Source organism: Anaeromicrobium sediminis (genome assembly GCF_002270055.1).
GTDB classification, from domain to species: Bacteria; Bacillota; Clostridia; order Peptostreptococcales; family Thermotaleaceae; genus Anaeromicrobium; species Anaeromicrobium sediminis.
This window is the reverse complement of the sequence record NZ_NIBG01000016.1, coordinates 62,883-80,675: the sequence shown is the minus strand read 5'-3', so window position 1 is coordinate 80,675 and position 17,793 is coordinate 62,883. Positions and strand designations below refer to the sequence as shown.

At 30.2% G+C, this 17,793-nt stretch carries 15 protein-coding genes; 1 reads left to right on the top strand and 14 read right to left on the bottom strand.

Going from position 1 to position 17,793, the window contains the following annotated elements:
- Positions 1-821: helix-turn-helix domain-containing protein (locus tag CCE28_RS15810; protein ID WP_141228378.1), on the top strand; the 821-nt coding region annotated here is incomplete at its 5' end.
- 4 nt (positions 822-825) lie between these two features.
- On the opposite strand, the gene tatC is transcribed toward CCE28_RS15810, so the two are convergent.
- The 14 genes from tatC to CCE28_RS15740 form a co-directional block, all read right to left on the bottom strand.
- Positions 826-1,560 carry a twin-arginine translocase subunit TatC gene (gene tatC, locus CCE28_RS15805; RefSeq protein WP_095134701.1) on the bottom strand — a complete coding sequence of 245 codons (735 nt, stop codon included), beginning with the start codon at positions 1,558-1,560 and terminating at the stop codon, positions 826-828.
- 32 nt (positions 1,561-1,592) lie between these two features.
- Entirely contained in the window at positions 1,593-2,309 is a 717-nt protein-coding gene (locus CCE28_RS15800; RefSeq protein ID WP_095134700.1) for a demethylmenaquinone methyltransferase, read from the bottom strand.
- A 4-nt stretch (positions 2,310-2,313) separates the two neighbouring features.
- Positions 2,314-3,213, bottom strand: a complete 900-nt coding sequence (locus tag CCE28_RS15795) for a prenyltransferase (protein ID WP_095134699.1) — start codon at positions 3,211-3,213, stop codon at positions 2,314-2,316.
- Positions 3,214-3,251: 38 nt separating this feature from the next.
- On the bottom strand, positions 3,252-3,629 hold the full coding sequence (locus CCE28_RS15790) for a PaaI family thioesterase (protein WP_095134698.1): 378 nt from the start codon (positions 3,627-3,629) through the stop codon (positions 3,252-3,254).
- A complete protein-coding gene (menC, locus tag CCE28_RS15785) occupies positions 3,616-4,740 on the bottom strand; it encodes an o-succinylbenzoate synthase (RefSeq protein ID WP_095134697.1) in 1,125 nt (374 codons plus the stop codon). The genes CCE28_RS15790 and menC overlap by 14 nt, the downstream gene beginning before the upstream one ends.
- Positions 4,741-6,084, bottom strand: coding sequence for an o-succinylbenzoate--CoA ligase (gene menE / locus CCE28_RS15780; protein ID WP_095134696.1), 1,344 nt, complete (start codon positions 6,082-6,084; stop codon positions 4,741-4,743).
- A 12-nt stretch (positions 6,085-6,096) separates the two neighbouring features.
- Positions 6,097-6,939, bottom strand: a complete 843-nt coding sequence (gene menB / locus CCE28_RS15775; RefSeq protein ID WP_095134695.1) for a 1,4-dihydroxy-2-naphthoyl-CoA synthase — start codon at positions 6,937-6,939, stop codon at positions 6,097-6,099.
- A complete protein-coding gene (gene menH / locus CCE28_RS15770) occupies positions 6,936-7,742 on the bottom strand; it encodes a 2-succinyl-6-hydroxy-2,4-cyclohexadiene-1-carboxylate synthase (RefSeq protein WP_095134694.1) in 807 nt (268 codons plus the stop codon). The genes menB and menH overlap by 4 nt, the downstream gene beginning before the upstream one ends.
- Before the next feature lie 9 nt (positions 7,743-7,751).
- The gene (gene menD / locus CCE28_RS15765) at positions 7,752-9,389 is read right to left on the bottom strand and encodes a 2-succinyl-5-enolpyruvyl-6-hydroxy-3-cyclohexene-1-carboxylic-acid synthase (protein WP_330396873.1); all 1,638 of its coding nucleotides are present in this window, start codon (positions 9,387-9,389) and stop codon (positions 7,752-7,754) included.
- A 28-nt stretch (positions 9,390-9,417) separates the two neighbouring features.
- The gene (locus CCE28_RS15760; RefSeq protein ID WP_095134692.1) at positions 9,418-10,563 is read right to left on the bottom strand and encodes an isochorismate synthase; all 1,146 of its coding nucleotides are present in this window, start codon (positions 10,561-10,563) and stop codon (positions 9,418-9,420) included.
- A 59-nt stretch (positions 10,564-10,622) separates the two neighbouring features.
- A complete protein-coding gene (locus CCE28_RS15755) occupies positions 10,623-11,414 on the bottom strand; it encodes a polyprenyl synthetase family protein (RefSeq protein ID WP_242972996.1) in 792 nt (263 codons plus the stop codon).
- A 348-nt stretch (positions 11,415-11,762) separates the two neighbouring features.
- Positions 11,763-12,491 carry a copper amine oxidase N-terminal domain-containing protein gene (locus CCE28_RS15750; protein WP_095134691.1) on the bottom strand — a complete coding sequence of 243 codons (729 nt, stop codon included), beginning with the start codon at positions 12,489-12,491 and terminating at the stop codon, positions 11,763-11,765.
- A gap of 187 nt (positions 12,492-12,678) precedes the next feature.
- Positions 12,679-14,889, bottom strand: coding sequence for a diguanylate cyclase (locus tag CCE28_RS15745; RefSeq protein ID WP_095134690.1), 2,211 nt, complete (start codon positions 14,887-14,889; stop codon positions 12,679-12,681).
- A gap of 382 nt (positions 14,890-15,271) precedes the next feature.
- The gene (locus tag CCE28_RS15740; protein WP_095134689.1) at positions 15,272-17,557 is read right to left on the bottom strand and encodes a diguanylate cyclase domain-containing protein; all 2,286 of its coding nucleotides are present in this window, start codon (positions 17,555-17,557) and stop codon (positions 15,272-15,274) included.
- Positions 17,558-17,793: the final 236 nt, after the last annotated feature.

The following is a 17,793-nucleotide window of genomic DNA, read 5'->3' as shown; positions in this document are numbered from 1 at the left end:
AACTTGCAGATGGTATATGTTCAGTCTCATATATTACTCGTATAGAAAATGGAGATCGTTGTCCTACTTCAGTTATATTAAGACAACTAACAACTAAATTAGGCGTTACCTCAGAATATTTGTTTAGAGCAATTGAATCCCCTACATCTTTGCATATTAAGGAATTATTAGATCAAATATTTCTTTGTATTGAAAGACGTGATTATAGGGGTATCTATACGTTAATAGAAGAAGAAGAAAAAGAACTTTGTATAAATTCAATTCATGATATGCAGATCATCAAAACATTTAAATGTCTTAGTACTACCATACTAAATAAAAATTATGAATGTGGAATGGATCAAGTTAAAAATATATTAGCTCTCACTTATACTAAAGGAAGTACTCCTACTGATATAGAATTTATACTAATGTTTATTTACGGTTCCTTTCTTTTATTAAATAACCAAAAAGAAGAAGCTTATAACCACCTAATTAATATAAAAAAATATATGGATACTATTAAATTTCTTCATACTCGAGTTATCTTCCCTGCCTTTTATATGTTTTTAATTTCAGCTTGTCTTGATACATCAAATTTAAATGAGTCCTTTGAATATCTTGACTATGCTATTGATTACTGTAAAACAAACAATACCTATAATTATTTGAGAGAATTATATTTTTTAAAAAGTGAATTATACTATCGATTAAAAAAGGAAGCGGAATTTAAAATATGGTACAACAAAGCATTAACACTAAATGAGTTAATTAAAAAATCTGATGATGAATATTTCAATACATTTATAAATAATAGATTAAAGAAACTAAAAACTAGCTAAATAATTAGCTAGTTTTTAGTTTCTTTCTTCTTTTTCTCTCATTTAATTTACATAACAATATACTAATTTCATAAAGAAATGCTAAGGGAACTAAAGCAATTCCCATTGACACTGGATCTGGTGGTGTAATGAATGCAGAAGTAATTAATAAGGCAAAATAAGCATATTTACGAATAACAGTTAATAATCCTGAACTTACGATCCCAATATATGAAAGAATAAAAACTAACACAGGAAATTGAAAAATAAGTCCAAAATATAATAACATTTTACTTAAAAAATCAATATATTTATTAGCTCCCATAACAATATTTAAATCAGTGTTTCCTGCAAGTTGTTGAGAAAACATAATATAATATGGAACAAGAACGAAATAAGCAAATCCTATTCCTAAAGTAAAAAGAATAAAAATCATTGGAATATATTTATACACAAATCTTCTTTCGTTTTTTGTTAAACCGGGTCTAATAAATAACCATAGTTCTATGATTAGATATGGAAAAGAAGCAATAAAGGCAACAAGTGATGCCACTTTAAGATGTAGTAGTAGAGGATCTGTAATGTTAAATACATTTAAGTCTACATCTACTGCACTAGCTGTTAATTTTATAAAATCAAGAATTTCAGGAACGAAAGTAAAAGCACCAATTAATATAATAACAAAAAAGAGTAAAACTCTTATAAATCGTTTACGTAGTTCTATTAAATGGTCTATACCTTTTTCTTCATGGTCTGTCATATTATTCACCTACTTCTTTATACAAACATTCTTTATTCAGGCTTTACTCCTATATGTAAAGCCGAAGAACCCCCTGCATATGATTTTACTTTTACATTTGTAAGACCTACTTTTAAAAATAGATCTTTTAATTCTTTTTTACTTAAAAACTTTTCAGTAGAATCATTTAGCCACTGATACTCTTTTCTGTGCTTTGAAAATAATTGGCCTATTCTTGGCATAATATGCTTAAAGTAAAACCAATATAATTGTTTATATATGGGCAGAGTAGGATGTGATGTATCTAGACAAGCCACTTTCCCACCTGGCCTTATAACACGCATCATTTCACCAATAACCTGCTCATAATCAGGCGTATTTCTTAATCCGAACCCTATAGTTATATGATCAAAAGTATTATCTTTAAAGGGCAACTCCATGGCATTTCCATGTACAAACTCAACATTGTCTAATTTAAGTTTTTCCTTTTTCTCTCTTGCAACAGATATCATATTCTCTGAGAAATCCAGTCCAGTAACCCTTATTTTTTTATCCCTTTCTAAAGATAACATAAGGCTAAAATCTCCTGTACCACAACATACATCTAACATCTTGGAATTTTCTACTACATCCAACTCCTTTATAGTATCTCTCTTCCATCTCTTATGCATATTAAAGCTAATGATATCATTTAATTTGTCATAGTCTTTGGAAATTGTCTGAAAGGTTTCATATACTTTTTCTTCTTTATTCATTTGCTTTTTTGCCATATTATCAGATCCCTACCTTAAACATTATTGATACTAATAATCCAGTAACCACAGCTAAGTGATATTTTAATCCAACCTTACCTATAAGTCCCATTGTTCTTCCCTTTGTATGAATACTCTTATCATAGGATAAAAAGTTGGAAATTGACCTATAAGGAAATAATAAAATAACCGCTACTAATACAACTATGGGATAAATTCCAATTAACATTAAAACGCATGTGGATACAAGGAGCATTATTACATTAAAAACCCATAATTTTTCAGCATTCTTATTTCCTATCAGTATGGGTAATGTCCTTCTTCCTGCTTCTCTATCCTCTTTCATATCACTCAAATTATTAGATAGTAATATGGTTCCAATAAAAAGGGATGTAGGAATAGCTACTAATACTGTATTTACATTAAATACACCAGACTGAATATAAATGACTGTTGTTGTTATACCAATCCCCATGGTTATTCCCGATATAATTTCACCTATTGGTGTATAGGAAATAGGTAAAGGTCCAGAAGCATATAAAATTGAAATAATACTTCCAATCAAACCTACAAGCATAATATAGTAACTTGTTTGCCTCCCAATAAAAATCCCTATATTAAGAGCAATAAATTCATATAGGAATATAATAAGCAAAACTTGTTTAGGAGTAATTTCACCACTTACTAGAGCTTTCTCATGCCCTCTCTCTTTACAATCTGCTCCTCGTTTAAAATCAAAATAATCATTTATCATGTTAGTTGCACTTTGTATTAATATCATGGAAATTGATAATAATATAAAGTAAATTAAATTTATTTGTCCAAATGCATAATATGAATAGATTGAACCTAAAATTACAGGAACAACTCCTGCAACAAGAGTTTTTATATCCATAAGCTTTAATATTGACTTTAAAGTCATTTTCTCACCTCTACTCACTTAACCACTTACACTCATAACTAGTCTTTATTAGACTTAATAATAGAATTTGTAACTGTTATATATGAAATTAAAATATTATTTTCATCAAACATTTCAATACGCCAAACATGACATGTTCTTCCCTTATGCAAAAGTCTCCCTTTTGCCATAATATAGCCTTCTATTTTTTTTGGTTTCATATGATTAGCAGTAATAGTTTGTCCTACTGCTATTTGACCTTTGTCTATTTTTTCATTTGAAGCATATCCAGCAATAGTTTCTCCAAATGCAATAGTTGCACCTCCATGCAAATAACCGAATGTTTGATCATGAAAATCTGTTAAATTCATTTTAGCTTCAAGGTCATTATCATATACACGAATATATTCAATATTTAAACCTTTAATTAAATTCATATTGTTCACCGCTTATTTTAATATAATCAATTGTATAATTTTTTAATATATCTTCATCAATTTCTACACCTAAACCATGGCCTTTTGGTATTTTAATCATTCCATTTTTAGTTATGATTTCTGGTTTAATTACATCTTTTTTAAAGTAACGCTTTGAAGATGATAAATCTCCTGGCATACATGTATCTTTTAAACTTCCTAAATGAACATGTAGTATTTTAGAAATGCCACTTTCAACCATACTTCCTATCCAGTATTTAATATGATTTTCTCTACATAATTGGATCATTTCCTTTGCATAATAGATGCCACCAACACGACCCACTTTTAGATTCACTACTTTGAAAGCATTTAGCTTAATTGCCCTTTTCAAATCATCCATTGTTTGAATACTTTCATCCAAACATATGGGTGTTTTCATCTCTTTTTGAAGTTTTTCATATTCTAGAAAATCCCCTGAATCCAGGGGTTCTTCTATACAAAGTAAGTTCAATGAATCTAGTTTTTTCAACAATTTAATTTGTTCAATCTTATAACTTTTATTTGCATCTACCAATAATTGAATATTAGGATATTGTTCTCTTATAGCCTTTAACTTTATAAATCCGTCCTCTGGTTTAATCTTTATCTTAAATCGGGTATACCCTTCTTTTTTATAAAGATGAATTTGTTCAATAAGACTTGGAATATGCAAATCTCCTAATACAATTCCTCCATATATGTGATCTTTTGTTTCTTCATTAAACACCACATCCATAATGGACTTTTTATTTCTCCTAGCATATAAATCTACTAGAGTATTTTCTAAACCTGCAAGTGCCATTGGATAGGATAGATCCATCCATTTGTGTATATGAAATGGATGTTCAATTTCTTTATTAATCAACTTTGGAATATAGCAATTTATCAATATATCCTTAGAATCTATCAGTGTTTCATTTGTATAAAATGGTTCATTAAATGCAACTACCTCACCATAGCCAGTATTTCCAAGTTCATCAGTTCCTTTAATTATAATTGTCTCCCTATGCTTTAGGGTAGCTTGTGATGTTTTAAATGTGAAATTCAGAGGTATTTTAATATGAAAAAGTTCTATTCTTTCAATTCTCATTTAAACCACCTCTTGTAAGTTCTTTTTTAATATTTTACCTACCATATTTTTAGGAAGTTCATCCATATAAATAATTTCCTTTGGAAGTTTATATTTTCCTAGTCTAGTTGAAAGATAGCTTACTATTGTATCTTCATCTAATGTAGAAACCACGTATAATACAGGAACTTGTCCCCATCTTTCATCTTTTTTACCAACAACTGCACATTCCTTTATTTTTGGGTGGCAATATAGAACATTTTCAATTTCCTTTGGATAAATATTTTCCCCACCAGATATAATTATATTTTTTCGACGATCAAGTATATATAAAAATCCATCCTCACCCACATAACCTATATCTTCCGTATTGAAATAACCAGAAATATTTTCTTTTCCAATATATCCATCCATTAGCATAGGACTTTTAATTAAAACTTCACCTATGCCCTTTTCATTTGGGTTTTTAATCTGAATTTCTACTTTTTCAAGGGGTAATCCTGCTGAATGAATTTTATCTGGATAATCTACTACGGAAAAAGTTGTAGACTGGCTTGTTGTTTCTGTCATTCCATAGGTTTTATATATGGGAATATTTTTTATTATGCTTCTTTCAACCAGTGCTTTAGGAATAAATTCACCACCTACCAACACTACACGTAAATTGTGTTTCTCAATTCGGTGAACAATTCTATTTAACATGGTTGGCACAATGGATAATAGGTTGATTTTATTGTTTTCAATTTCTTGTATCACTTCTTCTTCTATGAATTTTTCTACTATAGTAATCCTGGTCCCATTGTATAGACTCCGAATTAATATCATTAATCCACCAATATGATACATGGGCAGTACCACAAGCCAATTATCTTCATCTGTTACCCCCAGACTTTTTTGTGATGCTTTTACATGAGAATATAACTGTTTCCACCTAATTGGAACCGATTTAAATTCACCTGAAGTTGCACTTGTGTTCATAATAACAGCAATTTTTTCTTCATCAAATTTTTCTATTAATTCTATATCTTCCTTTTCACTTTCATACACTTGGTCAAATGATATAAATTTGTTGTTATAAGAAAATACAATTTGAATGTCTAGTTTTTTCAATTGCTTTCTTATCTCTTCATCTGTCAGATGAGTATTGAGCATGAACACCTCTTTTTCCAAATACTGAAGTGCGAAAAAAAACATTGCCATATGAACTGAGTTGTTTGAGTAAATGGCCACTCTTCTCTCCCCTTTTACATAGGAAGATAGTTTTTTAGCCAAATCTATTACACCCTCATAAACTTCTCTAAATGTTAGATCATTAATAAATTTTTTATTTGGGTTTTCAAAACTATGCTTTTTAAGCCAATTCATTTTATCACCTTTTTATGGATACTTTGGGAATTGTTTAAAATTAGGATTTCTTTTTTCTTTAAATGCATCTCGTCCTTCTTTTGCTTCCTCTGTTGTGTAAAATAACAATGTAGCATCTCCAGCTAATTGCTGTAATCCAGCTAATCCATCTGTGTCTGCATTGAATGATGCTTTTAAGAAACGTAGGGCAGTTGGTGAATGTTGTAGGATTTCTTTTGCCCATTTTACTGTTTCTTCTTCTAATTGTTCAAATGGAACCACTGTGTTTACTAGACCCATATCTAGTGCTTCCTTTGCAGTATATTGACGACATAAATACCAAATTTCACGTGCTTTTTTATGACCAATAATACGTGCTAAATATCCAGCACCATATCCAGCATCAAAAGAACCAACCTTTGGTCCCGTTTGTCCGAATTTAGCATTTTCAGAGGCAATTGTTAAATCACATACTATATGGAGTACATGTCCACCACCAATTGCATATCCATTGACCATGGCTATAACTGGTTTTGGGATAAAACGGATTAAACGTTGTAAATCTAAAACATTCAAACGTGGAATTTGATCATCTCCCACATATCCTCCATGTCCACGTACACTTTGATCTCCACCAGAACAAAATGCTTCTTTATCCTGACCTTGTCCATGATTTGCACCTGTTAAAACAATAACCCCTATTTGATCATCTTCACGCGCAATTGTAAAAGCCTCAATTAATTCCATGATTGTTCTAGGGCGAAATGCATTACGTACTTGAGGGCGATTAATTGTAATCTTTGCAATTCCATCATATGTTTCATAAATAATATCTTCATAATTACGGTTTAATTCTTTCCAAGAAAAATTATTCATATTGTCACTCCTTCTAAAAATTTATTTACAACTTCAATAAAGGAATTAGGCTGTTCAATATGGGTATTATGCCCAACCCCCTTTATTGTTTTATGCTTTACATTATCATTAAGTTTTTCAAAATTCTTGCCTATTGCTTTGTATTTTTCATCGTATTCTCCACTAATGTATAGTACAGGCATAGATAAATTAGCAATTTGATTTTTTAAACATGGAAATTTTCCTTGTCCTGTACATAGTAATGTATTTGAAAGTCCATGAACTTCATTCATTAAACGTCTTTTTCTTATACCATCAATAATATCCTTTGATAATTTTCTTTGTGACTTGAAAATGCTCAAGTTCCCCCAATATTCGTCAAACCACCCTATTCCATTTTGTCGTATCATTTTTGCAATTTTCCCATCATTTCTTCGTCGTTTTAGGCGATTTATAAATCCACACTCACCATAGGATGCACTTTCTAAAATGAGCTTGTCTATTTCATTTGAATAAGTTAGTGCGTATGCTAATGCAATTCGCCCACCCATAGAATAACCTAACATGGAATATTTTTTAAAACCTAATTGATGAATTAGCTTGTTTAAATGCTTTATTATTACTTTCAAAGTATAATATTTACTGGAAAATGGTTTATCACTTTTCCCATGTCCTATAAGATCTATAAGTATCAATTTATAACCCTCTAATTGAAGAAATTTCCATGTACTTATATTTTCAGAAAAACCATGTAAACAAATAATTGGTTTTCCTTCACCCTTTATCTGAACATAATATCTTATATTTTCAATTTCAATAAACATCATATCACCCTATAATGTTGTATATTTATCATGTAACTCTTTACTTAACTGGGAATCAATTTTAACTTCAATTAACTTAACTCCCTCTAAAGATATTGCTTCATTAAAAATATTTTCAAATGAATTATAATCCTTAGCTTCATAGTATGTTAAACCATACAAAGTTTTTGTACCTTCAAAATTCATACCATGTTGTGTTAAGAATAGATAGTCAAAATGCCTCTCTTTACTCTGTGGTAAATGCCTAAATATTCCTCCACCATCATTATTCAATAACACGATAACTAAATTTAAATTGTGTGTTTTTCCAATTAGCAATCCACTTAAATCATGGTAAAATGATAAATCACCTGTTGCTAGAACCGTTGGTTTATTTGATGTGGATACACCTAGTGCAGTTGAAACAATACCATCTATTCCATTTGCACCTCTATTACAAAATACTTTAATCTTTTGATCTAGTGATTGAAAAAAGTAATCCACATGACGAATCGACATACTATTTGAAACAACTAGGCGACTTTCCATTGGCAACATATTTTGTATCATTTGAATCAACTTGCCTTCAAACAGGTTCATTTCATCTATTACACCATCTAATTGTCTACGCATTTGGTTTTGATAGTTTAACCATTTGTCTAAATACGCTCTGTTACCATTTTCTATGCGGATAGACTTAGCAAACAATCTTGGTGATGAAACAATATATTTTTTCGTAGAAAGAGATGGATTGCGATATTCAAATGTTTCGTCCACTTGTATATATAAAACATCTTTATGGATAGACAAAAATTGCTGTAATCGTTTTGATACAGGAACTTGTCCAAAATGAATAATATATTGAGGCTTTAATTCTTTTTTTATAACATCATTTTTTAGAAATCCATCATAACTATCCATGATTATCTCTTTTGAGTAATTTCGTAAATTGGAAATTGGATCTGCTACTATAGGGGCTTTTAATCGTTCTCCTAATGCCAATACCTCTTCATGATAGTTTGAATAGGCATCTCCACCACAAATGATTAGTCCATTCTTATTTTTGAAAATTGAATCGTCAATAGAAAAATTAGCTTCTCCCTCTAGATGTTCAAACTTATTTTCTTCACGTCCAATGGTAAAATCTACATTGTTTAAATCAGGAATTAAAGGTTCACGAATTGGTATGTTAATATGAGATACACCGTATCCCTTTGACATGGCACTTCCATATGCCTTTTGCATAACAGCTCGTACATAGGGATACATATTTTCTTTATCTTCGGGTAGTGCTAATTCTTCATAATATTTTGTATAACTATTAAATATTTTATTTTGATCAATTGCCTGCGGTGATCCAACATAACGCAATTCATGTGGTCTATCAGCTGTTAAAACAATTAATGGTACTCGTGAATATTTTGCTTCAGCAATTGCAGGGAAATAGTTTGCAACTGCAGAACCTGATGTACAAACTAATACAACAGGTCTTTCATATTCTTTGGCAATACCAAGTGCAAAAAAACCAGCCGAACGCTCATCTATATTCATAAAAATTTTAAAATCGTGTTCACAAAATAATAAGGATAGTGGTGTGGATCGTGAACCTGGGCTAATTACAACTTCACGCACACCTAATTCATGTAATTCATCAACTAATGCTGCCATATAATTTTTCATTCATTTCACCACTTCACTATAAACTTTCAATAATGGTTCTTAATTTGTTTTTAGTTTCAATATATTCAATTTCATAATCTGATTCATCAACTATGCCACAGCCTGCATATGCATAAACCGTATTTTGTTCAATGAGTGCAGATCGTATCCCTACTACAAAAACACCGTCTCCATTTTGGTCCATGATGCCAATTGGAGCACCATACAGTCCTCTTTCATGTTTTTCATGCCTTTTAATTAGTTCTAATGCTTTATTTGCAGGATTTCCACCTACTGCAGGTGTAGGATGTAGTCGCCTTACCCATTCTAATAATGTACTACTCTTATCCTTTGTATAAATAGGTGTATATAAATGATGTACATTTTTAAGTGTCAAAGTTGTGGTTTCATCTACAATAGTTTCTTCCGTGAATTTTTTCACAACATTAACTATGGAATCAATCACAATTTCATGCTCATAGCGATTTTTAGGATCATTTAACAACCTTGTTTTTTGTAATTCATCATTTTTTTCCCTTCGTTCAATAGTACCTGCTAAAGCATAACTCAAAATATTATCTTTTTCTTTCTGAACCAAAATCTCTGGTGTTGCACCTAAAAATGTTTTTCCTTCTTTGAAATAGGAAAACACAAAACTATTTGGATTCTTTTTCAAAAGATTTTCCAATAGGCTGTCTACATTTACTACCCTATCGCATTCTATTTTAATTTCTCTTGAAATGACAACTTTATTTACTTCTTTTCTTGATATTGAGTTATTTGCAACAGAAAATAATTCCTTCCAATCTTGTTCATCCTCTGTTGCATATTTATAAGAATGTTTACAAATTTTCACTTCTCTATTTTCTATTTCAATAAAATCTTTCAAGTAATAAAGAGTCTGCTGTCCATCTTTTTCAACAAGGTAATATTCAAATGCAATGGTTTCATTTCCAAAGCCTGCCCACTTTTCATCTTTAATTGAATCAAAGAATCTCATTGATGAAAAAGTATATAAATAATCCTTTAAATTTTCTTTCATTGAAAAAGTTTTTAAACGTTTCGCACCAAGAATATACTCTTTTTTCAATGGATTATAAAATAAAAAACGTTCTTCATTTTTAAAATAATTCCAAAATGAAAGTGGATTATCTAATTTAATCTTTTTTTCCTTATATTTCAAAATATGAGCCTCCAATCCAAAGAACTAAATGACCTAATATTAAAATATTAGGTCATTTATTAAACATTCATCATATAGTCCATTAGTTCACATAAATTTTGTTTATATACAGAATCATCTAATCCAGCAATGGCTTTCTTTGCCTTTGATGAAAAGGCCCTAGCGTCATCCATGGTAACATATTTTAGGGCATTAGGATCACCATCCACAAAATCATCCTTTATTTGATATGCCATTCCAAAGTTCAATCCGAAACTTTCCAAACTCTTTATTTCACTTTTCGTACCACCCGCTAAGATAGCTCCTAATTTGCAACAAACACTCGTAAATAAAGCCGTTTTCCCTTCTATAATATTAAAATATTTTTCACGGTTAATGTTTCCTTTCGCCTGCTCAATTTCCGCAACACACATTTTAAAGCTAAGGTCTGCTACAACTTGTGAATATTCCCTAGGAAATAAATTTGAAGTTATTGAATATGCATGAGAAAATAACGTATCTCCAGCTAACACTGCTATTTTGTTACCAAACATGTTATTTAGGGTCTTTTGACCACGTCGAGTCATATCCTCATCTATAATGTCATCATGTACTAAACTTGCACTGTGTAATAGTTCTAGTGCAAATCCTAATTGTATGAGATGATTTTCTTCATTTGTTTGTTGTTTTTTCACAGCGCCTGCTGATAGAAACACTAAAGCAGGACGAAGATGCTTTCCTGAATTTTGGAAAAAATACCCGTATAACTTACTAACAGAAGGGATACCCGCATCATTAACTAAATTATTTAGTTCATCTTCCATTTTATTAATTTTTGGGTTGATTGGTTTGTAAATATCCTTAAGTTTCAATCTAATATCCCCACACTTTCATCATATTTGTTAAAATAATGTTGAAACTATATTACACACATAATAATTGGACAATATATAATAGTAGTAATAAATCAACCTATTTGTTTATTAAAATTTTAACTATTCTAGTACCTTTAATCAACACTTTTTGACTATTGTCACAAAGAATCGACAATTGTAATAATTGGGAGTTATAATAAATAAAAACCTCCTTGTGTAGTGATTTCTCGTAGAATCACTACACAAGGAGGTTTCTTTACATTATTAAATTCTTTTTAAATTTGGGTGTCAACAAGTAAGTTTTAATTTGATTCAAAAGCAGAACCCTTTTATTGGCTCTTAACTTTAGTATACAATAACCCCAGATGTTTGAGCTGGGATGCTCATAGTCATTATTGGTGGTGTTATAACGTTAACAAATAAACCTTTTTCTACCTTCGTATTTACATAAGTATTATCACTTGATAAATGGATAATTTTTTTATCAAATTCATCTTTTGGAACTTCTTGAGATGAAATAGTTATACTCATATTTCCATTTTCATCATTTTTAATTTCTTGAACATATCCTCTATGTACAGCTACCATTTCATCGCTTATAATTAATTTTCCATCTATAATTTCTAATCCTAAGTTCAATATGGCATTAAAGAACTCAGCAGGAACTAAAGTTCTTCCATCAATTATTACTGGCTCTTTACTTAATTGAAATGGAGCCACTCTATTGAAGAAATAAAGATTTTTTCCTATCTTTATATTTGTCCATTGGTTACCTTTTGAAATATCTACTGAATGAGTGTCTTCATGCCATTTTAATGTGTATCCAGCTTTCTCTAATGTACTTCTTAAAGGAACCATCATTACCCCATCAATTTCTTGAGCATTTGCTTCAAATTTAACCATTTTAACTTTATCTTCTGCCTTTACTTCTTCATATAAAGTAGGAATAGGTTCTTCTTTTGAAACTTCTTTCTCAATAGGTGCAGATATTGGCATTACCTCTGGTGTATCTGCAAATACATTCCCTGTCATTAATACTGCTGTAATCATTAAAGCTGATAATATTTTTTTCATTTTACTGCCTCCTTTTTTTCCTTACACAAGTTTGACGCACTGAATAATAAAAAAGTTCCATTTTTATTTTTAAAATTTTTTATAACAATTTGTACTACTAAATATATAGTAAATAAAAATTGGGTAAATTCAAAAGCCTTCTCTGTTTGAGAAGGCTTTTGACAATAAAATATAAGTTCTGTTCGTACTAAAGTAAATCTTCCTGTACTGTTTTAATAAATATATCTACTAATTCAGGATCAAATTGAGTTCCCTTGTTATTTCTTAATTCTTCAAAGGCTACATCTTTAGACAAGGATTTTCTATATGGACGATTAGATACCATGGCATGGTATGCATCTGCAATACACACTATTCTAGCATGTATAGGAATGCTCTCACCTGACAGTCCATCGGGATATCCCTTTCCATCCCATCTTTCGTGATGGTTTCTAACACAAGCAATAATTGCTGGATTTTTTACAAAATGTTTTGCAATATTATTTCCTAGTATAGTATGATTTTTGATTATATTAAACTCTTCTTCGGTTAGTCTGTTTGGTTTGTGAATAATATCATCAGGAATTCCTATTTTTCCGCAGTCATGCAATAATGCACCTATTCTTATCACATACTTGTCCTGTACTGACAACTGAAGTTTTTCAGCAAGTAAAAGTGAATATTTTGTCACCAGCTCGGAATGTTTACCTGTATATACGTCCTTAGCATCAATGGCTGCACCTATGGCCAATGCAGAGTCTATCAAGATTTCTTGCTTTGCAAACTCAGCAGAATTTTCTAGTAATACTTCATTTATCTCTTCCTTATAGATACAACATTGATTACGACCATTTTGTTTTGCAAAATACAGGGCCTTGTCAGCTTTTTCAATCAAATCCTTTGCATCTAATGAATCAGTAGGATAGGATGCCAAACCAATACTAATGGTAACTGGTAAATCTCCAGAATACTTTTGAAGTATTCTAGATCTTACAATATTAATTCTAATCTCTTCTGCTATACCAAAAGATTCTTCTGAAGTATAATTATCCAATAATACGGCAAACTCTTCTCCCCCATATCTAAAAATTAAATCATTTCCTTGTACTGATTTATTGATAATATTTCCAACTTCTTTCAAAATCATATCCCCAATAATGTGTCCATGAATATCATTTATTAATTTAAATTTGTCAATATCACAAAATAAAACAGTTATTGGTCTACGCCCTTCTGTTATTTTCTTATTAAAACATTCATAGAAATATCTATGATTATATAATGAAGTCAGTCCATCTGTGTTGGAAATCATCCTGAGATTTTTGTTCTCTTTTTTATGGCGGTAAATACTATCAGCCATTTGATTTAAGGTTTTCCCAAGATTAATAGAAAGATTAATAAATTCATTTGTTCCTTTTGTTTTTACATCTATAAGTGAGCCTTTCTCTGTCATTTTATTAATTTGATTTTCTAGATCTTTCATAGGGTTAACAATTATATTTTTTAACTTAATACCTAAGAATAGACTTAAACTGCAAGATAAAATGAAAATCCAAAGAGCATTCTTTCGTATTAAACTAAGTGTGGACAAAAATATATCCCTGGATTCAAGAATATAAAGATGACCTACCTTCTCGTCAGAAATATCCTTAATTGGAATGCTTCCAACAATCTTAGATTTTCCTAACTCAATTGTTTTTTTATTATTTGATTTACTAATTGTATGAAAATGCTCTTCTATGTATTTACTGATTTCTGTATTTGAAACAAATTCATTACCATAGGAAAAAAAGATATGGTATCCAAACTTGTCCTTTATATCTTGAAGAAATTTAGGAGTAATTTTTTTTCCAAAAACAACTACCCCTCTGGAGGGTCCTCCATAATCTGAAAGAAGAACAGGTGAAGTTCCTATAATGTATAGATTTCCATTATACCTCTTTATCCCATGAGGGTAATTCTTCTTTTCATCGTAATCTCCCTTTAATATACTACTAATTGTATTATCTGCAAATAATTGTGAATCGTTCCTATATTTTAATCCATATTGGTCCATAATTTCTCTATTCTTATTAGCTATGAGTATCAAATCTATATTAAAAACATGTGGGAGCCACCCCGAATAATCTCCTTTAAACCATTCAATGTCTTTTTCTTCTATTTTTTCATAAAAAACATCCCATACACCACTATCTTTTGCTAGTTCTTCTAAATCTAATGCCTCTGATTGAAAAATTTTATTTGCCTTCTGTGTTTTAGACATTATGCTTGTCTGCTCTATTTCTAAAAAATACTTAGAAATAACTATATTATTCAAGATTAAGTAAATCATCAATGGCACAATTGCAACCAATAACATATAAGTTCCAACTTTAAATCCTAAGTTATTTAATATTCCCTTAATATTTTTTTTATACATTTCAACCACTCCACTCACCCTAAAAAATGTCTCTTTTCATCTATTCAGTCACGTGTCTCAATTTTCTATATATTTCAACTATTTATCAATCTAAACATGTCACATATTCTCCTATAATATGGGTTATACAGATATTATAGCAAATTTTGGCTATACTATTAAGTGCTACTCTATTTTTTTAAATTCAATGGAATTTTATTTTTAATTTATACTACAATTATATTCAATATATTATTTTAATCCTCTTGTTATATTAAAAAGGGCAGCTTAGCACCACCCTCTATGTATTATTACTATCTATTATTTTTCAACAACATAAAAATACTTTTTGTTCCAAACAGTATTCCCCTATAATTGGGATTATTTATTTAGGTTCAAAATCTTATAATATGTTTAAAAACTTCTCTACTAAATATGGGTCAAATTGAACTCTGCTACAGCGCTTTAATTCATCTATTGCTTTCTCTTTACTTAAAGCCTTCCTATAAGGTCTGTCGCTTGTCATGGCATCATATGCATCTACAATTGAAAGAATTCTACATTCTATAGGGATTTTATCCCTCTTTAAACAAAAGGGGTATCCTTCTCCATTCCACCACTCATGATGCTTCAATATCCAATCAGCTAGATGTGCAATATCTGGACAAGATTGAGCAATTCTATAACCGATTTCAGTATGTCTCTTCATTTCTTCAAATTCTTCTTCTGTGAGTTTTCCTGGCTTAAAAAGCACCCTATCTGAAACACCAATTTTACCTATATCATGAAATTTAGAAAAAAGTAAAATATCTTGAATTTTACTGTCTGTCATACCAACTGCCTTAGCAAGCTTTGCTGACAGTATTTGAAGTCTATCACAATGACCTTCCGTAATAAAATCCCTTGTTTCAAGCATTTTCATAAGAACATTCACAAGATCGCTCTTTGAACTTTGCTTATGGTGAAGTTTTTCCTTATACATAAAGGTATCTGCTTCCTTAAACATTTCTTTTAAATCCCTCTTATTCCCCTGTGAAATAGAATATCCAAAGGAAATGCTTATAGGGATTACCTTGTTCCTATTAATGTCTTCTAACAATTCTTTTAGTTTATATTTTGTCTTCAGTACATCCTCTTCCGATATATCCTTCATTAAGATTCCAAACTCGTCCCCACCAATCCTAGCTATTACAGTATTTTTCTTTTCAAAGCAAAATTTTATAATGTCTGTAGCTATTCTTAAATATTCATCTCCAGTTGCATGTCCTAAAGTATCATTTATAAACTTTAATCCATCTAGATCACATATTATTACAGATTGATTTAAATTATTCTGACCATTTCTTATTTCCATTTCTCTTTCAAAATAGTTTCTATTATAAAGTCCCGTCATGGCATCCCTTATGCTCATATTATATATCTTCATATCAGAAAGCTTCCTTTCTGTTATATCTCTAATGATAGCAAGGGCCTCGTCCCTATCATATTTTATAATCCTTGCTTCAAAATATTGTATATCTTCTCCTTGTCCTAATGTATATTCTACCATTTGAGTATTGCCTGACCTAATGCTCTCTTTTATAGGAACCATAAGTTTTTGTGCAAGGTCCTTATGAAATACTTGTGAAACGGATTTACCTAAAAATTTCTCTGGTCCATACTCTAATTTTTTAGGATCATTTACCTGATAATCAATAAAAATACCTTTACGGTTTAGTATGAAAAATAAATCCGGCAACGCTTTAAAAATGGCATTGATTCGATTTTCACTTCTCTGAAGCTTATCTACAGTGTTTGTAAGCTCTAACGTCTTTTCTTCAACTGCTTTTTTCAATGTAATACTCCAAATAATTAAAACAAATCCTATAATTAAAACGCCACTAATAAAAAGCTTTATATAAAGAACAAGTTCTGGACTCCTATATTCAAATCCAAACCACTTATTATAGATTTGTTCGTACTCCAATTTATTTATTTGAGAAAAGCCCTCATTAATAGCATTTAAAATATGTATATCCTCTTTTTTCACAGCTCGGTGAAAATTTCCTATATGTTGGGGGTGAGTATATCTAAAATCCCTCTGCATATTATACTTATACATATAGTACATCCCTGCAGGCTTTCCCATTATAAAAGCATTAATTTCATTGTTTTTGGCAGCCTTTATAATGGATTCATAGGTATCAAATTCTACATATTCAGTAATCCCCTCTTCTTCTAATAGACTAATATTACTATCTGCCTTTTTTATCCCAATCTTAAGACCCTTTAAAGACTTAATATCCGTTATTCCTGATATATTTTTATTAAAAAATATTGATACTTCAATATCTGCATATGGATTTGAAAAATAATAAATCTTTTTTCTCTCTTCATTCTTAAATATAGTATCTATAACATCATACTGTCCTTCTCTCATGAGCCTTTGTGCACGTTTCCAATTCATAGCATGTATCTTTACTTCAATTCCAGTTTTCCTGCTCCACAGACCCCACTGATCCACAAGTATGCCCTTTAAATTTCCCTTTTCATCCCTAAAAATATATGGAGGAAAGTCTTCATCTGCAATAACTCGTATTTCTTTTATATTATACTTAGACTGTGATTCTTCTGCATGGATGTTTCCCAGTATAAATATGAATATGCATAAGATGAATATAGGTAAAATATATAAAAATTTTGATTTCATAATATCTCTCCGTCCCACTAACTATTTAGCTCTTTTAAATATGATAAATAAATTTCATTTATTTCTTATATTATAATTATGTCATAATTCTGCATATTTCTGCAATATTTGTTCATATTTTCTTATGCTAATTAAAGCTGGCAAAAATTTAAAAGACAATGGATTTAATTATAAATTCCATTGTCTTTTTGTATTTTCATAGTAGCCTTTCATATTTCATAAGAATCTTAGCCTTA